The 17,449-nt window shown below is 73.4% G+C and carries 17 protein-coding genes; 7 read left to right on the top strand and 10 right to left on the bottom strand.

The genetic code is table 11. From position 1 onward, the window contains the following. Window positions 1-32: 32 nt before the first annotated feature. On the top strand, window positions 33-839 hold the full coding sequence (locus DMH08_RS02475; RefSeq protein WP_125611391.1) for a FadR/GntR family transcriptional regulator: 807 nt from the start codon (window positions 33-35) through the stop codon (window positions 837-839). Here the strand turns inward: DMH08_RS02475 and DMH08_RS02470 are convergent. After that, window positions 836-1,624: an SDR family NAD(P)-dependent oxidoreductase gene (locus DMH08_RS02470; protein ID WP_199747580.1), complete on the bottom strand. Its 789-nt coding sequence runs from the start codon at window positions 1,622-1,624 to the stop codon at window positions 836-838. The genes DMH08_RS02475 and DMH08_RS02470 overlap by 4 nt on opposite strands. Continuing rightward, a complete protein-coding gene (locus DMH08_RS02465) occupies window positions 1,609-3,123 on the bottom strand; it encodes a class I adenylate-forming enzyme family protein (RefSeq protein WP_125611389.1) in 1,515 nt (504 codons plus the stop codon). Before DMH08_RS02465 ends, DMH08_RS02470 begins: the two co-directional genes overlap by 16 nt. An 89-nt stretch (window positions 3,124-3,212) precedes the next feature. Here DMH08_RS02465 and DMH08_RS02460 point away from each other — a divergent pair, with 89 nt between their 5' ends. From DMH08_RS02460 to DMH08_RS02445, 4 genes are read left to right on the top strand one after another with little or no spacing between them, the layout of a single operon-like run. Further along, window positions 3,213-4,361 (top strand): CaiB/BaiF CoA transferase family protein, encoded by a 1,149-nt coding sequence (locus DMH08_RS02460; RefSeq protein ID WP_026402024.1) that lies wholly within the window; start codon window positions 3,213-3,215, stop codon window positions 4,359-4,361. Window positions 4,362-4,390: 29 nt separating this feature from the next. Continuing rightward, window positions 4,391-5,557, top strand: a complete 1,167-nt coding sequence (locus DMH08_RS02455; RefSeq protein WP_026402023.1) for an acyl-CoA dehydrogenase family protein — start codon at window positions 4,391-4,393, stop codon at window positions 5,555-5,557. A gap of 31 nt (window positions 5,558-5,588) precedes the next feature. Beyond that, window positions 5,589-6,464: an HpcH/HpaI aldolase/citrate lyase family protein gene (locus tag DMH08_RS02450; RefSeq protein WP_125611387.1), complete on the top strand. Its 876-nt coding sequence runs from the start codon at window positions 5,589-5,591 to the stop codon at window positions 6,462-6,464. Next, entirely contained in the window at window positions 6,461-7,732 is a 1,272-nt protein-coding gene (locus DMH08_RS02445) for an acetyl-CoA hydrolase/transferase family protein (protein ID WP_125611385.1), read from the top strand. Before DMH08_RS02450 ends, DMH08_RS02445 begins: the two co-directional genes overlap by 4 nt. 18 nt (window positions 7,733-7,750) lie before the next feature. On the opposite strand, the gene DMH08_RS02440 is transcribed toward DMH08_RS02445, so the two are convergent. The 3 genes from DMH08_RS02440 to DMH08_RS02430 all read right to left on the bottom strand — a co-directional run bounded on the left by DMH08_RS02440 (window position 7,751) and on the right by DMH08_RS02430 (window position 9,435). Then, complete coding sequence (locus tag DMH08_RS02440; RefSeq protein ID WP_026402020.1) at window positions 7,751-8,356, bottom strand: dihydrofolate reductase family protein; 606 nt, start codon at window positions 8,354-8,356, stop codon at window positions 7,751-7,753. Between the two features lie 84 nt (window positions 8,357-8,440). Further along, on the bottom strand, window positions 8,441-9,013 hold the full coding sequence (locus DMH08_RS02435) for a hypothetical protein (RefSeq protein WP_125611383.1): 573 nt from the start codon (window positions 9,011-9,013) through the stop codon (window positions 8,441-8,443). Continuing rightward, window positions 9,010-9,435, bottom strand: coding sequence for an ATP-binding protein (locus DMH08_RS02430; protein ID WP_051300532.1), 426 nt, complete (start codon window positions 9,433-9,435; stop codon window positions 9,010-9,012). Before DMH08_RS02430 ends, DMH08_RS02435 begins: the two co-directional genes overlap by 4 nt. A gap of 349 nt (window positions 9,436-9,784) precedes the next feature. Here DMH08_RS02430 and DMH08_RS02425 point away from each other — a divergent pair, with 349 nt between their 5' ends. Further along, window positions 9,785-10,666 carry a helix-turn-helix domain-containing protein gene (locus tag DMH08_RS02425; protein WP_125611381.1) on the top strand — a complete coding sequence of 294 codons (882 nt, stop codon included), beginning with the start codon at window positions 9,785-9,787 and terminating at the stop codon, window positions 10,664-10,666. Next, window positions 10,663-10,845 (top strand): DUF397 domain-containing protein, encoded by a 183-nt coding sequence (locus DMH08_RS02420; RefSeq protein WP_125611379.1) that lies wholly within the window; start codon window positions 10,663-10,665, stop codon window positions 10,843-10,845. The genes DMH08_RS02425 and DMH08_RS02420 overlap by 4 nt, the downstream gene beginning before the upstream one ends. 50 nt (window positions 10,846-10,895) lie before the next feature. Here the strand turns inward: DMH08_RS02420 and DMH08_RS02415 are convergent, their stop codons facing one another. The 5 genes from DMH08_RS02415 to DMH08_RS02395 are packed head-to-tail and all read right to left on the bottom strand — an operon-like array spanning window position 10,896 to window position 17,412. Then, entirely contained in the window at window positions 10,896-11,435 is a 540-nt protein-coding gene (locus tag DMH08_RS02415) for a hypothetical protein (protein ID WP_125611377.1), read from the bottom strand. Window positions 11,436-11,468: 33 nt separating this feature from the next. Beyond that, window positions 11,469-12,893 carry an aldehyde dehydrogenase family protein gene (locus tag DMH08_RS02410; RefSeq protein ID WP_125611375.1) on the bottom strand — a complete coding sequence of 475 codons (1,425 nt, stop codon included), beginning with the start codon at window positions 12,891-12,893 and terminating at the stop codon, window positions 11,469-11,471. Window positions 12,894-12,933: 40 nt separating this feature from the next. After that, complete coding sequence (locus DMH08_RS02405; RefSeq protein WP_125611373.1) at window positions 12,934-14,640, bottom strand: thiamine pyrophosphate-binding protein; 1,707 nt, start codon at window positions 14,638-14,640, stop codon at window positions 12,934-12,936. Continuing rightward, window positions 14,630-15,562 (bottom strand): SDR family NAD(P)-dependent oxidoreductase, encoded by a 933-nt coding sequence (locus DMH08_RS02400; RefSeq protein ID WP_026402014.1) that lies wholly within the window; start codon window positions 15,560-15,562, stop codon window positions 14,630-14,632. The genes DMH08_RS02405 and DMH08_RS02400 overlap by 11 nt, the downstream gene beginning before the upstream one ends. Further along, the gene (locus DMH08_RS02395; RefSeq protein WP_125611371.1) at window positions 15,559-17,412 is read right to left on the bottom strand and encodes a flavin-containing monooxygenase; all 1,854 of its coding nucleotides are present in this window, start codon (window positions 17,410-17,412) and stop codon (window positions 15,559-15,561) included. Before DMH08_RS02395 ends, DMH08_RS02400 begins: the two co-directional genes overlap by 4 nt. Window positions 17,413-17,449: the final 37 nt, after the last annotated feature.

Genomic DNA, 17,449 nt, shown 5'->3' with positions numbered 1-17,449 from the left:
GGCATGCATTGGGATCCCGAGGAGCGGACTGCGTGACGCCCATCCGACAGACCCGCGTCCCGCAGCGCCGCATCGCCGAGACCGTCGCCGACGAACTGCGCGGCCGGATCCTCGCCGGGGACGACTCGTACCGGCTGCCCACCCAGGACCAGCTCGTCCAGGAGTTCGGCGTCAGCTACCCCTCCGTCCGCGAGGCGCTGCGCATCCTCGAGACCGAGGGCCTGGTGACCGTCCGGCGCGGCAACGTCGGCGGCGCCGAGGTGCACCGCCCGGACGGCGCGTCCGCCGCGTACCATCTCGGCCTCGTCCTCCAGGGCGGGCGGGTCACGCTGCGCGACCTCGCCGAGGGGCTGCAGACGCTGGAGCCGATGTGCGCCGCCGAGTGCGCCCGCCGCCCCGACCGCGGGGAGGCGGTCGTCCCCGCGCTGACCGCCAACATCGACGCCTCCCGCGCGCTGGTCGGCGACGGCCTCGCCTTCACCCGCACGGCCCGGGAGTTCCACGACCTGCTGGTGTCGTTCACGCCGAACGCGACGGTCCGGTACATCGTCAGCAGCCTCGTCGCGCTGTGGTCGGCGCAGGAGGTGACGTGGGCCGAGGCGCTGACCCGCCGCGGCGAGTACCCGTCCCGCGAGGAGGCGGAGAGCGTCGTCGGCGTCCACGGCCGCATCCGCGACGAGATCGCCGCCGGGCGCCACCGGGAGGCCGGGCGGCTCGCCCGCGCGCACGTGGCCGCGACGCAGGAGCTGCTCCTGGACCGGTTCGACGACGACGTCGTCAACGCGTCGTCGGCGCAGGCCCGCCAGGCGATGCAGGCCAGCCGCGGCACCCGCGTCTAGCGCGCGGTCCAGCCCCCGTCGACGACGATCGTCTGCCCCGTGACGTAGCTCCCGGCGTCCCCGGCGAGCCAGACGACGGCGCCGACGACGTCGTCCGGGGCGCCCTCCTTCGGCAGCGGCGTGTTCCGGCGCAGGTACTCCGCGCCGCGCTCGCTGCCGTAGAGCGGGCCGGTGATCTCGCTGCGGAAGAACCCGGGCGCGACCGTGTTCACCCGGATCGAGTGCCGCGCCCACTGCACCGCCAGCTCCGCCGTCAGCCCCGACAGCCCCGCCTTGCTCGCCGCGTAGGACGCCTGGGGGATGCCGGGCACGCCGACCCGGCCGCTGATGGACGAGACGTTGACGATCGTCCCGCGGCCCGCGTCCCGCATGTGCGGGAAGCACGCCTGCGCGAGCGCCATCGGCGCGACGAGGTTGAGGTCCAGGGTGCGGCGGACGGCGTCGAGCGGCTCGGCCTCGGCGCGCTCCTCGGTGAACATGCTCCCGGCCGCGTTGACGAGGATCTCCGGCGGCCCGAGCCCTTCGGCCGCCGCCGCGACGACGGACCCGGCGCGCGACGGGTCGGACAGGTCGCAGGCGACGGCGAGCCCGCCGGTCCGCGCGGCGAGCGCGTCGAGCCGGTCGCGGCGGCGGGCGACCGCGGCGACCCGGGCGCCGAGCGCGGCGAGCGCCTCGGCCACCGCCGCGCCCAGCCCGGACGACGCCCCGGTCACGATCGCGACGCGGCCGTCGAGCCCGAACATCCGCGCGGCGGCCCCGCCGGGCCCGCTCACCGGCCCGTCCACGTGTGCGCTCCCGCCTCGCGGTGCCGTTCGACCAGGTCGGGCAGCCCGGCACGCTGCACCTTGCCCATCGCGTTCACCGGCAGGGTCTCGACCCTGACCCAGATTTCCGGCACCTTGTACGGCGCGAGTTCGGCGCGGCAGGCGCCGGCGAGCGCCGCGACGTCGGGCGGGGGGCCGGTGCCCTCCAGGACGGCGGCCACCCGCTGCCCGAGGCGGTCGTCGGGCACCCCGCACACCGCGACCCGGCCGACGTCCGGGTGCGCGCCGAGCACCCGCTCCACTTCGAGCGGGTAGACGTTCGCGCCGCCCCGGACGATGACGAGCTTCTTGCGGTCGAGGACCGTCACCCAGCCGTCGCCGTCGACCGTCCCGATGTCGCCGGTCGGGACGGGGCCGGGGGCGGGCGGGCGGACGCCGCCGTCCGCCCAGTGCCCGAGCATCGGCCGCCACGCGCCCGCCCACGGGCCGCCGGTGACCGGGCTCAGCCTCAGCTCGCCGAGCCCGCCCGGCGGCAGCCGCCCGCCGTCGTCGCCGTACGCGGCGACGTCGAGGTACGGGAGCGTCCGGCCGCTGGCGCGGGGGCGCCACTCCTCCCCCGGCGGGTCGATCGAGACGACGGTCGGCGCTTCGGTCAGCCCGTAGGTGGCGCGCGGGACGATCCCGTGCGTCGCGGCGAACGCGCGCCGCACCGCGTCGGGGGTGTCGCCGCCGCCGCTCCACACCTCGCGCAGCGCGGAGAGGTCGAGGTCGGGGCGCCGGGCGAGGTCGTAGAGCTGCGCGGGGGCGGCGTTCCACACCGTGACGCGGTGCCCGGCGATCCAGGCGGCGATGCCGTCGGCGTCGCGCCGGTCCATCACGACCGAGCAGCCGCCCGCCTGCGCGGTGAGCAGCGTCGACAGCACCATGAGGTTGAGGATCGTCAGCGGGAAGCTGTCGCCCTTGCGCAGCTCGGGGCCCCACCCGCGGGTCTCGACGAGGGCCCGGCCGGGCAGCAGCAGGGTGCGGTGGCTGTGCACGACCGCCTTCGGGCGTCCGGACGTCCCGCTGGTGAACGCGATGCCCGCGGGCGCGTCGGCGTCCGCCTCGGCCGGGGGCGCCTCCGCGCCGCGCTCCAGGAGGCCGGCCCAGCGGTCGGGGTCGACCCGGGTCGGCGCGGTGAGGGCGCAGCGCGGACCGGCCAGCACGACGGCGGGGTCGCAGAGGTCGTGCAGGTCGCGCTGCTCGGCTTCGGCGAGGGCCTCCCCGATGCCCGCCCAGATCGCGCCGATCCGCTGCGCGCCGTGGAAGGCGGCGACGATGTCGAGGTCGTTGGGCAGGCAGGCCGCGACCCGGTCGCCTGGCCGCACCCCGAGGGACCGCAGCGCGCCCGCGGCGCGGCGCGCCCGGTCGTCCAGGTCGGCGTAGGTCCAGGCGCCGGAGGCGGCCTCGACGGCGGTGGCGTGCGGACGCTCCGCGAGTGCGGCGTCCAGGACCCGAGCGATCGTCCGGCTGCTGCTCACCCGATGTTGATATCACTATCCTTACAAGTATTCTACTTTTAGCCCGGATCGGGACCGTTCCGGCCGAGACCGCCGCGGAGGCTCGCAGGATGAAGCACACAGGCCCGCTGTCCGGGGTGCGCGTCGTCGACCTGACGTCGATGGTCATGGGCCCCTACTGCACGCAGCTCATGGCCGACATGGGCGCGGACGTCGTCAAGGTCGAGCCGCCCGCGGGGGACGACACCCGCTACATCTCGGTCGGGCCCGAGCCCGGCATGTCGGGCGTCTTCGTCAACGTGAACCGCGGCAAGCGCGGCGTCGTCCTCGACCTGCGCACCCCCGAGGGCGCCGACGCGCTGCGCCGCCTCGTCCGGACGAGCGACGTGTTCGTCCACTCGATGCGCGGGCGGGCCATCGCCGCGCTCGGGTTCGGGTACGCGGACGTCGCGGCCCTCAACCCGTCCATCGTCTACACCAACTGCTACGGCTACGGGCGGAGCGGCCCGGACGCGGGCCTGCCCGCCTACGACGACACCATCCAGGCGGAGTGCGGCCTGCCGTCGGCGCAGGAGGCGCTGGCGGGCGAGCCCGGGTACGCGGCCACGATCCTGGCGGACAAGGTCGCCGGGATGACCGCGCTCTACGCGACCATGGCGGCGCTGTTCCACCGGGAGCGGACGGGCGAGGGCCAGGAGGTCGAGGTCGCCATGTTCGAGACCATGGCGGCGTTCATGCTGGTGGAGCACGCCAACGGCGCGATGTTCGACCCTCCGCTCGGCCCCGCCGGGTACCCGCGGGCGCTGGCGCCGAACCGCAGGCCGTACCGCACGAAGGACGGGCACGTGTCCGCGCTCGTCTACAACGACAAGCAGTGGGCGGCGTTCGTCGGGGCGGTGCGCCCGGCGTGGGCGGACGAGCGGTTCGCCACCCTCGAACGGCGCGCGGAGCAGATCGACACCGTCTACGCGCTGCTGGAGAAGACGTTCCGCGAGCGGACGACGGGCGAATGGCTCGGACTGCTGCGGTCGCTCGACATCCCGGCCGCGCCCGTCCGCACCCTCGACGAGCTCTTCGACAACCCGCACCTGAACGCGGCCGGGTTCTTCGAGACGGTCGAGACGCCGAACGGGCCGGTCCGCTTCCCCGGCGCCCCGGCCCGGTTCTCCCGGACGCCCGGCCGGGTCGCCGGGCCCGCGCCCCGGCTCGGCGCCCACACCGCGGAGGTCCTGGACGGACTCGGCCCCGGCCCCGCCTGACCGCCCCGCCCCACCGACCAGGGAGACGCATGGACTTCACGCTCACCGACGACCAGCGCCGCATCCGCGAGGCCGTGCTGGAGCACTGCGCGCGGTTCCCCGACGAGTACTGGCTCCGCCGCGACCGCGAGGGCGTGTTCCCGCACGACTTCCACGCGTCGATGGCGGAGTCCGGCTGGCTGGGCGTCGCGATGCCGGAGGACGTCGGCGGCGCCGGGCTCGGCATCGCCGAGGCGGCCGTCATGATGCAGGCGGTCGCCGAGTCCGGCGGCGGCATGGCGGCCGCGTCGAGCGTCCACGGCCCGGTGTTCAGCATGCAGCCGGTGAACCTGTTCGGCACCGGGGAGCAGCGGCGGCGGATGATCCCGCCGGTGCTCGCCGGGGACCACCGCATCTGCTTCGCGGTGACCGAGCCCGACGCCGGGCTCGACACGACCCGGCTGCGGACCCGCGCGGAGCGCCGCGACGGCGGCTACCTGGTGAACGGCGAGAAGATCTGGATCTCCGTCGCGCAGGTCGCGGACAAGATGATGCTGCTCGCCCGCACCACGCCGCTCGACCGGGTGGAGCGCAGGACGGACGGGCTGTCGCTGTTCTTCACCGACCTCGACCGGTCGAAGACCGAGGTCCGCAAGATCGACAAGATGGGGCGGCACGCCGTCGACTCCAACATGCTGTTCCTCACCGACCTGTGGGTCCCGGAGGAGGACCGCATCGGGGCGGAGGGCGACGGCTTCGAGCTCATCCTGCACGGCCTCAACCCGGAGCGGATCCTGCTCGCCGCCGAGGCCGTCGGGCTCGGCCGCGCGGCGGTCCACCGCGCCGCCCGCTACGCGAACGAGCGCGTCGTGTTCGACCGTCCGATCGGGATGAACCAGGGCATCGCGCACCCGCTCGCGAAGTGCTGGGCGCAGCTGGAGGCCGCGAACCTGATGGTGATGAAGGCCGCCGCGATGTTCGACAAGGGCCTGGACTGCGGCGTGGAGGCGAACGCCGGCAAGTACCTGGCCGCCGAGGCCGGCTTCGAGGCGTGCCACACCGCGATGCTGACGCTCGGCGGCATGGGCTACGCGCAGGAGTACCACGTCGAGCGCTACCTGCGGGAGATCCTCATCCCGCGCACCGCGCCGGTCAGCCCCCACATGATCCTGAACTTCCTGTCGGAGAAGGTCCTCGGCCTGCCCAGGTCGTACTGAGGAGACGTCGTACCTAGGAGACGGAGCACGCATGTTCGGCGCACGTTCCTGGCTGTTCGCCCCGGGCGACAGCGAGCGGAAGATGGAGAAGGCCGCCGCGGGCGCGGCGGACGTCGTCCTGCTCGACCTGGAGGACGCCGTGGCCGAGGAGGCGAAACCCGCGGCCCGTGCGGCGGTCGCGGCCTTCCTCGCGGCCCGCCCCGAGGACGAGCGGGGGCGGCTGTGGGTGCGGATCAACCCGCTCGACGGCCCGCACGCCCTCGCCGACCTCGCGGCGGTCGTCCCGTCCCGGCCGGGCGGCGTCATGCTGCCCAAGGCGCGGGGACGCGCGGACGCGGAGACCCTCGACCACTACCTGTCCGCGCTGGAGACGGCCGCCGGGACCGAGCGCGGGACGACCCGCGTCATCGCCCTCGTGACCGAGACCGCCGAGGGCATGTTCACCACCGGCACCTACCAGGGCGCGCCGCGGCTCGCGGCCATGACGTGGGGCGCCGAGGACCTCGCCGACGCCGTGGGCGCGAGCGGGAACCGCGCCCCCGACGGCGCGTACGCGTTCACCTACGAGCTGGCGCGCAGCCTGTGCCTGCTCGGCGCGGCCGCCGCCGGGGTCGCGCCGATCGAGACCATCCAGGGCGACTTCCGCGACCTGGACGGGCTGCGGGCGCGGGCCGCGCGGGTCCGCCGGGACGGCTTCCGCGGCATGCTCGCCATCCACCCCGACCAGGTCCCGGTGATCAACGAGGCGTTCGCCCCGACGGAGGACGAACTCGCGGAGGCCCGCGAGATCGTCGGGCTGTTCGAGGCCGCCCCCGGCGCGGGCGTCGTCGCGCACCGGGGCGCGATGCTCGACCGCCCGCACCTGGCCCGCGCGCGGGCGCTGCTGGCCGCCGGGGAACGGACGTGAGGACGGTCGGGGACGTCCGCGACCTCGACCTCGCGGCGGTCCTGCGGCCCGGCGACCGCATCGTCGCCGGGCAGGCGTGCGGCGAGCCGACGTCGCTGATCGCGGCGCTCATCGAGCAGGGCCGCGGCATCGGCGGCCTGTCGCTCTTCATCGCGACGAGCTTCTCCGGGCTGCTCACGCCGGACGCGGCGGAGTCGTTCGCGGTGTCCAGCATGGGCGCGATCGGCGCGCTGCGCTCGCTCAGCAAGGCGCACCGGCTGACGGTCGTCCCGTGCCACGTCAGCCAGGTCGGCCCGCTGATCGAGGCGGGCGCCATCGGGTGCGACGCCGCGTTCGTCCAGGTCAGCCCGCCCGACGGGGACGGGAACCACAGCTTCGGGCTCATCACCGACCACGTGCGGGCCGCGGTCGCGAAAGCCCGTGTCGTCGTCGCCGAGGTGAACGACCGGGTCCCCTTCACGCGCGGCGAACTCCTCCACGCGTCCGAGATCGACGTCGCCGTGCACGTGTCGCGCCCGCCGGTCGAGGTGCCGCCCGCGCGGATCACCGCGACCGACGAGGCCATCGCGGCGCACGCCGCCGCCTACATCGGGGACGGCGCGGTCGTGCAGACCGGCGTCGGCGCCGTCCCCGACGCGCTGCTGCGGCTGCTGCGCGACCGCCGCGACCTCGGCGTGCACTCCGGGATGCTCGGCGACGGCCTGGTCGAGCTGATCGAGGCGGGCGCCGTCACCAACGCGCGCAAGCCGATCGACCGGGGCGTCTCGGTCACGGGCGCGCTCATCGGCACCGCCCGGCTCTACGCGTTCGCGCACGACAACCCGCTGATCCGTATGACCCCCGCGTCGTACACGCACGACGCGGGCGTCCTCGCGCGCCTGGACGGCCTCGTCACGATCAACTCGGCGATGGAGGTCGACCTGACCGGCCAGGTGAACGCGGAGCAGAGCGGCGCGTCCTACGTCGGCGGCACCGGCGGCCAGGTCGACTTCGTCCGCGCCGGGGCGCGCTCGCGGGGCGGGCGCGCCGTCACCGCGCTGCCCGCCACCGCCCGGGGCGGCACGGTCAGCCGGATCACCGCCGCCCTGTCCGGCCCGGTCACCACGGCGCGCAGCGACGTGGACGTCGTCGTCACCGAGTTCGGCGCCGCCGAACTCAAAGGCCGCGGCCTCGCCGAACGCGCCCGCCGCCTGGTCGCCATCGCCCACCCCGACTTCCGGGAGGACCTGGAGCGTGCGGCGCACGCCATCCGGAAACGAGGATTCTGAGCGGCGGCCGGGGCGACGTCACGCGGGGGCACCGAGCGGCGGGTGCTCCAGCACTCGCGGCTTGTACTCGACCAGCTGGATGCCGCCGTCGAAGGTGCGGTGCCCGATCATCTCGAGGGCGACGTCCGGATAGCCGTCGTAGATGCGTTCCGCGCCCGTGGCCCCGGTGATCACCGGGAACATCACGACCCGGAAGCGGTCGACGAGCCCGGCCCGGAGCAGGGACCGGCACAGGCTCAGGCTGCCGATCGTGCTGAGCGGCCCGGAGCCGCTCGACTTCATGGCGCGGACGGCCTCGACGGCGTCTTCCCGGACGAGCGTGCAGTTGGCCCACGCCAGCGGCTCGTCGAGCGAGGAGGAGAACACCACCTTGGACGCCCGCGTGAGCTCGTCGACGGACTGCTCTTCCTCGGGCCGGAACTCGTCCTGCCCGGCCGGGACCTCCCCGGCGGCGAAGCCCGACATCAGACGGTAGGTGTTCGCTCCCATCAGGTACGTGACCTCGGGCTGCTCGCCGAGCCACGCGAGGTACTCCGGCCCCTCCAGGCCCCAGAATCCGGGCCACCCCTCTCCCGACGCGTAGCCGTCGAGGGAGGTGATGAAGTCGACGAGAAGCTCTGACATGGCGGTGTCCTTTCCTGGGCTGTCACGGGGTCGACCGGCCGGGAGCCGCGAACTCATCGGACGCGGCACCCGCAACGACGGTCCCTACCCGCGCGATCCCTGATTCGGCTCCCGGTAGCGCTCGTACTCGCGGGCAAGCAGCCCGGACGGCATCGCGGGCCACCGGCTCAGCGCGCCCGTGTCGCGGTCCACGACCAGCACGGGGCCGAGGTCGTCGGCCGCGACCTCGGCGGGCCGCACGATGAAGCCGTCCCGGAACTCCTCGACCGACAGCGGCACCGGCCGCCCGCCGAGGCAGGCGTCCGCCCGCCGCCACGCCTCCGCCCGGTCGACGGGCGCCGGACGGACCGCGTACGCGGCGAGGACGTCCGCGACCCCGTGCAGCGTCCGGCACTCGGCCGTCCCGCACCCCCGGCAGATCGGCGCGCCGTCCGGGCCGCCGCCGGGCCGGTGCGCCGACAGGACGCACGTCAGCGCGGCCGTGCACGCCAGCGTGAGCCGCCGCGCCTCCAGGACGAACGCCCGGGTGTGCGGGTCGAGGCCCGCCCCGGCCGCGAACCTCTCGACGGCCCGGTCGTCCGCGCGCATCGCGGCCGCCATCGCGGAGCGGACCCGCCGATGGACCTGGTCGTGGGTCCACGCCACCGGGCCCCTCACGCCGACCACTCCCCCGCGAACACCGCCGACACCGTGCGGCCCCGGTCGTCGCCGCACCAGGTCCAGCTCGCGGCGAGGAGGGCGATGGTGTGCAGGCCGCGCCCGGACTCGTCCAGGTCGCCGGCGGTCCGGCACACCGGCTCGCCCGGCCCGCCCTGGTCGGTGACGGCGACGCGGACGCCGTCCCGCCCGTGCGCCAGCTCGACGGCGAACCGGCCGCCGCACTGCCCGGACCGGGTGTGCCGGAGCGCGTTCACGACGAGTTCGTCGGCGGCGAGCAGGACGTCGTCCAGGTACGGGCAGTCGGCCAGCAGGCAGCCGACGAACCGCCGGACCGCGCGGGCCTGCTCGGGACCGCCGGGGAACGAGCGCCGCCAGCGCAGCGGCGCGGGCCCGGCTTCGAGAGACGGCGACGGAGACATGATCGATCACCTCGGTTCACGGGTGGAGACGATGTTGCGGATCCATCGGGTCACCCCTTCTTCCACGAGCCCATCGTCACAGCCGGTCACCACCCGAGCACGAGAAATCCGTCCACGGGCGCCGATTCGCACAGGCCGTCCACTCACGTGACCGATGGGCATGTGCGGCTCCGGCACATTTCGGTTCCGCACGTGCCGGATCCGCACGTGCGAATTTCGCCCACGACCCGCCGACCTGCGCGTACTCCGCACTCCGAACAACGAACGGCGTTACATTGCCGACAAAGACAACTTCAAAGAGTTACCAGCCAATGCACTCAGTAGTTCCCCCGGCACTTGGGAGGCGATCTTGCATAGCCCCTACGTACGCCGCCGTCGGCTGGCCGCCGAACTCCGGAAGGTCCGCGAAGCACGGGAGATGACCACCGACGACGTCGGGCGGCTCATCTACCAGTCCCGAACCAAGATCACGCGTCTGGAGAACGCGCAGATCCGCCCCGACCTCCACGACATCATGGACATCCTCGACGCGCTCGAGGTCACCGACGCCAAGCGCGACCGGCTCGTCCGCCTCGCCCGCGACGCCGGTGAGAAGCACTGGTGGGACCGCTTCGGCGAGTCCATGGGCCCACGGCAGAAGCTCTACGCCGATCTGGAGGCCGGCGCCGACAGCATCCGCAGCTACAACCAGACGGGCATGCCCGCCGTCTTGCAGACACCCGAGTTCATCGACGCCCTCGTCGAACTCGACGCCTGCCAGGGAACGCTCGCCTACCGGCCCGAGCGCATGGCCGAGGCCCGGGAGCACCGCCAGAGACGGCTGCTCTCAGCGGACGGCCCCACCTACGACGCGGTGCTCGACGAAACCATGATCCACCGGCTCGCGGTCCCGCCCCCGGTCATGGCCGCCCAACTCCGCCACCTCATCGCCATGGTCGCCGCCGAAGAAAGGATCACCGTCCAGGTTCTCCCCAGCGACGTCCGTATCCCCGGAGGGCTACTGCCGCAAGCATCGTTCTTCCTCTACACGTTCCCCGAACCTGGCGACTCGGCGATGGCGGTTATCGACACGGTCACCGCGGATATCGTCCTGAGCAAGCGCAACGAGATCGCTACATATACGGAGCTGTACGAGCGAGTTCGGAAAGCCGCACTGTCCCCCGATGACAGCCTCACCTTCTTCAGCCGGGTAGCCGACCGGCTCACCGACGCGGCAGGATCGGAAGTATGACCAAGCACCACACCGGCTGGCGCAAATCGAGCCACAGCAATCCGAACGGCGAATGCGTCGAGGTAGCTCGAACCGCAGATGACACAATCGGGGTACGGGACTCCAAAGCAGACCCCACTTCCCCGGTCCTCGAGATGACACGTGCGGAGTGGAGGGCCTTCCTCTCCCGGGTCCGCTGAACCACGGGGCGGGCCGTCCTCTGATGGTCGGGGGCGGCCCGTTTGCCGCGCTACTCGGGGGTGTAGGGCTTGAAGGGTATGCGGCGGTCCATCCATGACTCGTCGAGCAGCTTGCCGGGTGCCTCACCTTGGACGAGGTCCAGGAGGAGGTCCGTGGTGAGCAGGTCGTGCGTCTCCCACACGTCGCCGTTCCGGTCCGAGATCCGGATCGGGTACGTGTCGGGCGCCGCGCCGGGTGAGACCTGCCAGTAGAGCGTGACGCCCGTGCCGGTCGAGGCCCAGGGCAGCAGCCGGGTGCCGGGGGCGAGGTCGTCGGGCGGTGCGACGACCTCGTCCTCGAACAGCTCCTGGAGCTGCTCGAACTCCCGCCCCGACTCTTCGAGGTCGACGTGGGCGAAGCCGGGGCCGGGCGCGGGGACGTGGAGCCTCACGAAGTCGAGCCAGAGTCCGCCGCCACCGGCGTCGAGCAGGTCGCGGTAGTCGCGGGGGACGGGCGTCCCGAGCCGCCGCCCGACCCGTTCCCAGTCGAACGGGCCGGGCGGCGGCGCGAGGCGGGCCGCGTCGATCAGCCGCCGGGCACTGGACGTCATGCGACGCATGATCGCACCCGCGGCGGGCGCCCGTCAGGCGGGGCCGTGGCCGAGGATGCTCTTGACCTCCAGGTAGTCGTGGAAGCCGTACTCGCCCCATTCGCGGCCGTTGCCGCTCTTCTTGTAGCCGCCGAACGGGGCGTGGAAGTCGAACCCGTCGTTGATCGCGACGGATCCGGCGCGGATGCGGCGGGCGACGGCGCGGGCCTGGGCGAGGTCCTCGCCCGCCACGAAACCGGACAGGCCGTACTCGGTGTCGTTGGCGATCTCGACCGCGTGGTCCACGTCGTCGTAGCCGAGGATGGTGAGGACCGGCCCGAAGATCTCCTCGCGGGCGACGGTCATGTCGTTGGTGACGTCCGCGAACACCGTGGGCTTGACGTAGAAGCCCTTGTCGAGGCCGTCCGGACGGCCGGTGCCGCCCGCGACCAGGGTCGCGCCCTCGTCGATCCCCTTCCGGATCAGCGCCTGGATCTTCTCGAACTGGGCACCGGAGACGACGGGGCCGATGCCGAACTCCCCGTTGGGGTCGCCGACGGTGACGCCGGACGCCGCCTCGCGGGCGGCGTCGATCGCCTCGGCCATCCGGGCGCGCGGCACCAGCATCCGCGAGGGGGCGCTGCACGTCTGCCCGGAGTTGTTCATCATCGTGCCGACGCCCTTCGCGACGTTCTCGGCGAGGGAGCCGTCGTCGAGCACGATGTTGGGGCCCTTGCCGCCCAGTTCCTGGGTCACCCGCTTGACGCCGGGCGCGGCGCTGCGCGCGACCTCGACCCCGGCGCGCACCGAGCCGGTGAACGACACGAGGTCGACGCCGGGATGCGCGGACAGCGGCGCGCCGACCCCCGGACCGTCGCCCTGCACGAGGTTGAAGACGCCCGCGGGGACACCGGCGGCGTCCAGGATCTCGGCGAAGACCTGCCCGCTGAACGGCGAGTTCTCGGACGGCTTGAGCACCATCGTGCAGCCGGTCGCCAGGGCGGGGAACACCTTGACGGCGATCTGGTTCAGCGGCCAGTTCCACGGGGTGATCAGGCCGCAGACGCCGATCGGCTCCTTGACGATCAGCGTCTCGCCGCGCTGCTCCTCGAAGACGAAGCTTTCGAGGAGTTCGATCGCGGTCGTCAGGTGCCCGAGCCCGAGCTGCACCTGGAAGCCGCCCGCGAGCGCGGCGGGCGCGCCCATCTCCTCGGTGAGCGCCGCGGCGAGGTCGCCGATCCGCTTCCGGTACTCGCCGAGGATCGTGTTCAGCAGGTCCAGCCGCTCGTCGCGGGTGGACGCCGACCAGCCGGGGAACGCGTCCCGGGCGGCGGCGACCGCGCGGTCGACGTCGGCCGCCGTCCCGGCGGCGACCCGGCCGCAGACCTCCTCGGTCGCCGGGTTGACGACGTCCAGGGTCCGGTCCTCCGCCGGGTCGGTCCACCGGCCCCCGATGTAGAACGTCAGGTACTCGCGCATGACTCGCCTTCTCTCTCCCGGGGGCTGCACGGGACGTCGGTCACTGCATCCCCTCGGCGTACCAGGTGCGGAACTCGGCGTAGCTCGGCATCTCCTCGGAGTTCGCCTTCGGGTCGACCGCGACGTGGACGACCGCCGTCCTCCCGCTCGCGAACGCCCGCTTGATCGCGGGCGCGATGTCCTCGTCGCGCTCGACGTACTCGCCGTGGCAGCCGAAGCCCTCGCCGACCTTGTCGAGGCGGGTGCCGGTGCTCCAGTGCACGCCGGTCTCCCGCGACCCCTGCCCGAAGGTGCGCTTGTAGACGCCGACCTCCAGGCCCCACGCGTAGTCGACGGCCACGACGCAGACGAGCGGCAGGTTCAGCCGCGCCGCCGTCTCCAGTTCGGTGATGTGGAACATGAAGGACGAGTCGCCGGTGACCAGCATGACCGGGCGCCGCCCGCCGTCCGCGACGGAGGCGCCGACGGCGTAGGGCAGGCCGGTGCCGAGGTGGCCGAAGTTCTGGTTCCAGATGACGTCGTGCGGTTTGGCCTGCGAGTACGTCCACTGGAAGATGGTCGTGGCGCCGCCGTCGCGGACCATGATGCCGTCCGCCGGGAACACCTTCGTGGCCTCGACGACCAGGCGGGCCGGGTGGACGGGCGACATGCCGGACGGGGCGGAGTCCGCGAGGCCGGCGAGCCGCTCGGCGTCCTCCCTGATCCAGCCGGCGAGTTCCGGGGACGGCTCGCGGGGGGTGTCGCCGAGGGCCTCGGCGAGCTGCGGGACGACCGCGCGCAGGTCGCCGACGAGCGGCACGTCGATCGGGCGGTTCACGCCGATCGCCTCGGGGTCCTGCTCCACGAGGATCCACGTGCGGTTCGCCTCGTTCTCGGCCCAGTGCCGTCCGCGCCCGTAGTGGACGGGCTCGCCGAGTTCGGTGCCGAGGGCGAGGCACAGGTCGGACTTCACGACGGCGTCGACCGCCGACGGGGAGAAGCCGTAGGGGAAGGTGCGGTCCTCCAGGCCCGCGATGTAGGAGGTGCCGCCGGACGTCTGGACGACGGGGCACGCCATCTTCTCCGCGAGGGCCCGGACCGACGCACCGGAACGGGACGTGTGGACGCCGTGCCCGACGAGGATGACCGGCTGCTTCGCGGCGCCGATGAGCCGGGCCGCCTCGGCGACCCGCTCGGCGCCCGCGGTCTGGCCGACCAGGCGGTACCGCTCGGGCGGCGCCGCCGGGGGGACGTCGAGCTCCTCCTGGATCACGTGGGCCGGGTACTCGATGTACGCCGGGCCGGGGGTGCCGGTCAGCGCCTTGCGCAGGGCCTCGCGGACGATCTCGTCGGTCTGGTCGGCGTACTCGATGCTGGCCGCGTACTTGACCGACGGCTCGAACAGCCCGGACTGCTTGACGAACTGGATGCGCCCGCGCCGGACCCGCTGCTCGGTGATGCGGGCGCGCTGCCCGCCGAGGAAGATCACCGGCGAGTTCTCGACCTTGGCGCACTGGACGGCCGGGGCCATGTTCGCCATGCCGGGGCCGAGCGTGCCGATGCACACGGCGGCCTTGCCGGTCATGCGCGCCACCGCCTCGGCCATGAACCCGGCGGACGCCTCGTGGTGCGGCGCGACGACGTTCCAGCCGCGCTCCTCGGCGAGGTGGAACAGGTGCACGAAGTTCGGGTCGGGGATGCCGAAGATCGTGTCGATGCCCTCGGCCTCGAAGAGGTCCAGGATCCGCTCGTAGACCTTAACCGGCATGCTCGCTTCCCTTCGTGGCCATCGCGAAGCTCCTCGCGATGTGGTCGTTGTGCGCCGACGGGACGACCGGCAGGATCCACGGGGCGGCCGTGTCGCGGATCGCGCCGATCCGCTCGCCGACCTGCTCGACCGTCCAGGACGGCCGGTACTCGCCGGGCGTCTCGGCGATGAAGGCCCGCGCCACCCGGCCCGCGATCGCCACCAGCATCTCGCCGGTGACCGAGCACGACTCGTGCGCGAGCCACCCCACGGCCGGGGCCGCGAGGTCCGGGCCCATGGGCGGGTAGGCGGAGGTGTCGATGCCGTCGGCCATCCGGGTGACCGCGGCGGGGACGACGACGTTGCACTTCACCCCGGCGTCGGCGCCTTCGAGCGCGACCACGTTGGACAGGCCGATGACGCCGGCCTTGGCCATGGCGTAGTTCGCGACCCCGCGGTTGCCGTACAGCCCGCCGATGGACGAGGTCAGCACGACGCGGCCGTAGCCCGCGTCGCGCATCGCGGGGAACGCGGGCCGCACGACGTTGAACGCGCCGCGCAGGTGGACGTCCAGGACGGCGTCGAGGTCCTCGTGCGTCATCTCCGCGAGCGGCGCGGGCCGGTGGTTCCCGGCGTTGTGGACCAGGGCGTCGACGCGGCCGTAGCGGTCGAGCGCCGTCCCGACGATCGCGGCGCCGCCCTCGGGCGTCGCGACGGAGGCGGTGCACGCGACGGCCTCTCCCCCGGCGGCCTCGATCTCCCGGACGACCTCGGCGGCGGGCCCCGGGTCGGTGCCGTCGCCGCGCATCGTCCCGCCGGGGTCGTTGACGACGACCGCCGCGCCGCGCGACGCGAGCAGCAGCGCGTAGGCGCGGCCGAGGCCCCGGCCCGCGCCGGTGACCACGGCGACGCGGCCGTCGAATCTCAGCTCGCCGCCGGTCATCGGCCGCCCGCCCCGCCGTCCGCGTTTCCGTCCAGGACGAGCCCGTCCATGGCGCCCGCGTCGCGCCAAGCCCGCAGCAGCTCCTCCATGGCGAAGAAGCCGGGCCCGTAGGGTTCGCCGAGGTGCGACCGGATGTTCCGCTCGCCTTCGTTGTTGTAGTAGCCGGGCGTGCATTCGCGGATGAACCGCACGTTGTCGATGGCGTTGTCGCGGATCGTGGCGCACCACGCGTCCTGCGCCTCGGCGGTGGGTTCGAGGGTCGCCGCGCCGCGCGCCCGCGTCTCGGCGATGAGGTAGGCGATGTGGTCGGCCTGCTGCTCGAACATCGCGGTCGTGCTGGCGGTCACGCCGCCCTGGAGGAACCCGGTCCACAGCAGGTTGGGAAAGCCGTGGCTGGTGATGCCGTGCAGGGTGCGGTAGCCGCCGGACCAGTGGTCGTAGAGCGACAGGCCGTCCCGGCCGGTGAACGGCTCGATGGCGAGCCGCCGGTCCAGGTCGGTGGTGATCTCGAAGCCGCTGGCGAAGACGATGCAGTCGACCTGGTGCTCGACGCCGCGGGCGACGATGCCCTTGGGGGTGATGCGCTCGACGCCCTTGCTGCCCGAGACGTCCACGAGGGTGACGTTCGGGCGGTTGAAGGTCGGAAGGTAGTCGTCGCTGAAGCCCGGGCGCTTGCACAGGAAGCGGTAGTAGGGCTTCAGCGCCTCGGCCGTCTCCGGGTCGTCGACGATCTCGTCGACGCGGTCGCGCATCCGCTGCATCGCCCGGTAGTCCTGGATCTCCCGGAGCTCCATGAACGTCCGCGGGTCGGCGAGCGCGTCCCAGCCGCCGGTGGCGTCCAGGTGGGCGGCCAGGTTCCGGCTGACCTCGGTCCAGCCGTCGCAGACCAGGTCGGGCTGGCCGGGCGCGAACGCCTCGAAAGCGGCGGTGTGGAAGTTGCGCTGCCGCTCCTTCTGCCAGCCCGGCTCCAGCGTCTTCACCCATGCGGGATCGGTCCTCGCGTTGCCGCGCTCGTGGATGTACGACGGGGTGCGCTGGAAGACGTACAGGTGCTCGGCCGAGCGCGCGAGGTGCGGGATCACGCCGATGCCGGACGCGCCGGTGCCGACGATCGCGACCCGCTTGCCGGCGAGGCCGTCCATGCCGCCGTCCATGTCCCCGCCGGTGTAGGCGTAGTCCCAGCGCGCCGAGTGGAACATGTGCCCCTCGAACTCGGTGATGCCGGGGACGCCGGGGAGCTTCGGCCGGTTGAACGGCCCCTGGCACATGACGACGAAGCGGGCCCGCAGGTCGTCGCCCCGGTTCGTGGCGATCCGCCAGCGCCGGATCTCCCCGTCCCACCGCATCGACTCGACCTTCGTACCGAAGACCGCGCCGTCGTAGAGGCCGAAGTGCCTGCCGATGCGGCGGGCGTGCTCGAGGCACTCCCGGCCGGAGGAGTACTTCTCCACCGGCATGTAGCCGGTCTCCTCCAGCAGCGGCAGGTAGCAGTAGCTGTCGGTGTCGACCTGGATGCCGGGGTAGCGGTTCCAGTACCAGACGCCGCCGAAGTCGCCGCCGAGCTCGATGATCCGGCAGTCCTCGACGCCCGCCCGCTTGATCCGCGCCGCGGCGATGAGGCCCGCGAAGCCGCCGCCCAGGACGGCCGCCTCGATGTCGGCCGAGATCGGTTCGCGGGGCGCGGCGGGCGTGTAGGGGTCGGCGTCGTAGTAGTCCCCGAACTCGCCCTCGGCGGCGAGGTACTGCCGCTGCCCCTCGGGACGGAGCCGCTTGTCGCGCTCGGCCAGGTACCTGGCCCGGAGCGCCGCGTGGTCGATGTCGGGTGTCTGTGTGGGTTCGCAGTCGTGCATGCGTCCTCGGCTCGGGGCTCGGGGCTCGGGGCTCGGG

It is taken from the genome of Actinomadura sp. WAC 06369, from assembly GCF_003947565.1.
GTDB lineage: Bacteria > Actinomycetota > Actinomycetes > Streptosporangiales > Streptosporangiaceae > Spirillospora > Spirillospora rifamycini.
Note: the sequence above shows the minus strand (reverse complement) of the source record. Positions and strands in the feature narration are given on the sequence as shown.

Bases quoted from the DNA above. Each gene is read 5' to 3' on its own strand.
- DMH08_RS02460 (WP_026402024.1), top strand. From the start codon at position 3,213: ATGAAGCACACAGGCCCGCTGTCCGGGGTGCGCGTCGTCGACCTGACG.
- DMH08_RS02455 (WP_026402023.1), top strand. From the start codon at position 4,391: ATGGACTTCACGCTCACCGACGACCAGCGCCGCATCCGCGAGGCCGTG.
- DMH08_RS02450 (WP_125611387.1), top strand. From the start codon at position 5,589: ATGTTCGGCGCACGTTCCTGGCTGTTCGCCCCGGGCGACAGCGAGCGG.
- DMH08_RS02440 (WP_026402020.1), bottom strand. From the start codon at position 8,356: ATGTCAGAGCTTCTCGTCGACTTCATCACCTCCCTCGACGGCTACGCG.
- DMH08_RS02430 (WP_051300532.1), bottom strand. From the start codon at position 9,435: ATGTCTCCGTCGCCGTCTCTCGAAGCCGGGCCCGCGCCGCTGCGCTGG.
- DMH08_RS02420 (WP_125611379.1), top strand. From the start codon at position 10,663: ATGACCAAGCACCACACCGGCTGGCGCAAATCGAGCCACAGCAATCCG.
- DMH08_RS02415 (WP_125611377.1), bottom strand. From the start codon at position 11,435: ATGACGTCCAGTGCCCGGCGGCTGATCGACGCGGCCCGCCTCGCGCCG.
- DMH08_RS02410 (WP_125611375.1), bottom strand. From the start codon at position 12,893: ATGCGCGAGTACCTGACGTTCTACATCGGGGGCCGGTGGACCGACCCG.
- DMH08_RS02405 (WP_125611373.1), bottom strand. From the start codon at position 14,640: ATGCCGGTTAAGGTCTACGAGCGGATCCTGGACCTCTTCGAGGCCGAG.
- DMH08_RS02400 (WP_026402014.1), bottom strand. From the start codon at position 15,562: ATGACCGGCGGCGAGCTGAGATTCGACGGCCGCGTCGCCGTGGTCACC.
- DMH08_RS02395 (WP_125611371.1), bottom strand. From the start codon at position 17,412: ATGCACGACTGCGAACCCACACAGACACCCGACATCGACCACGCGGCG.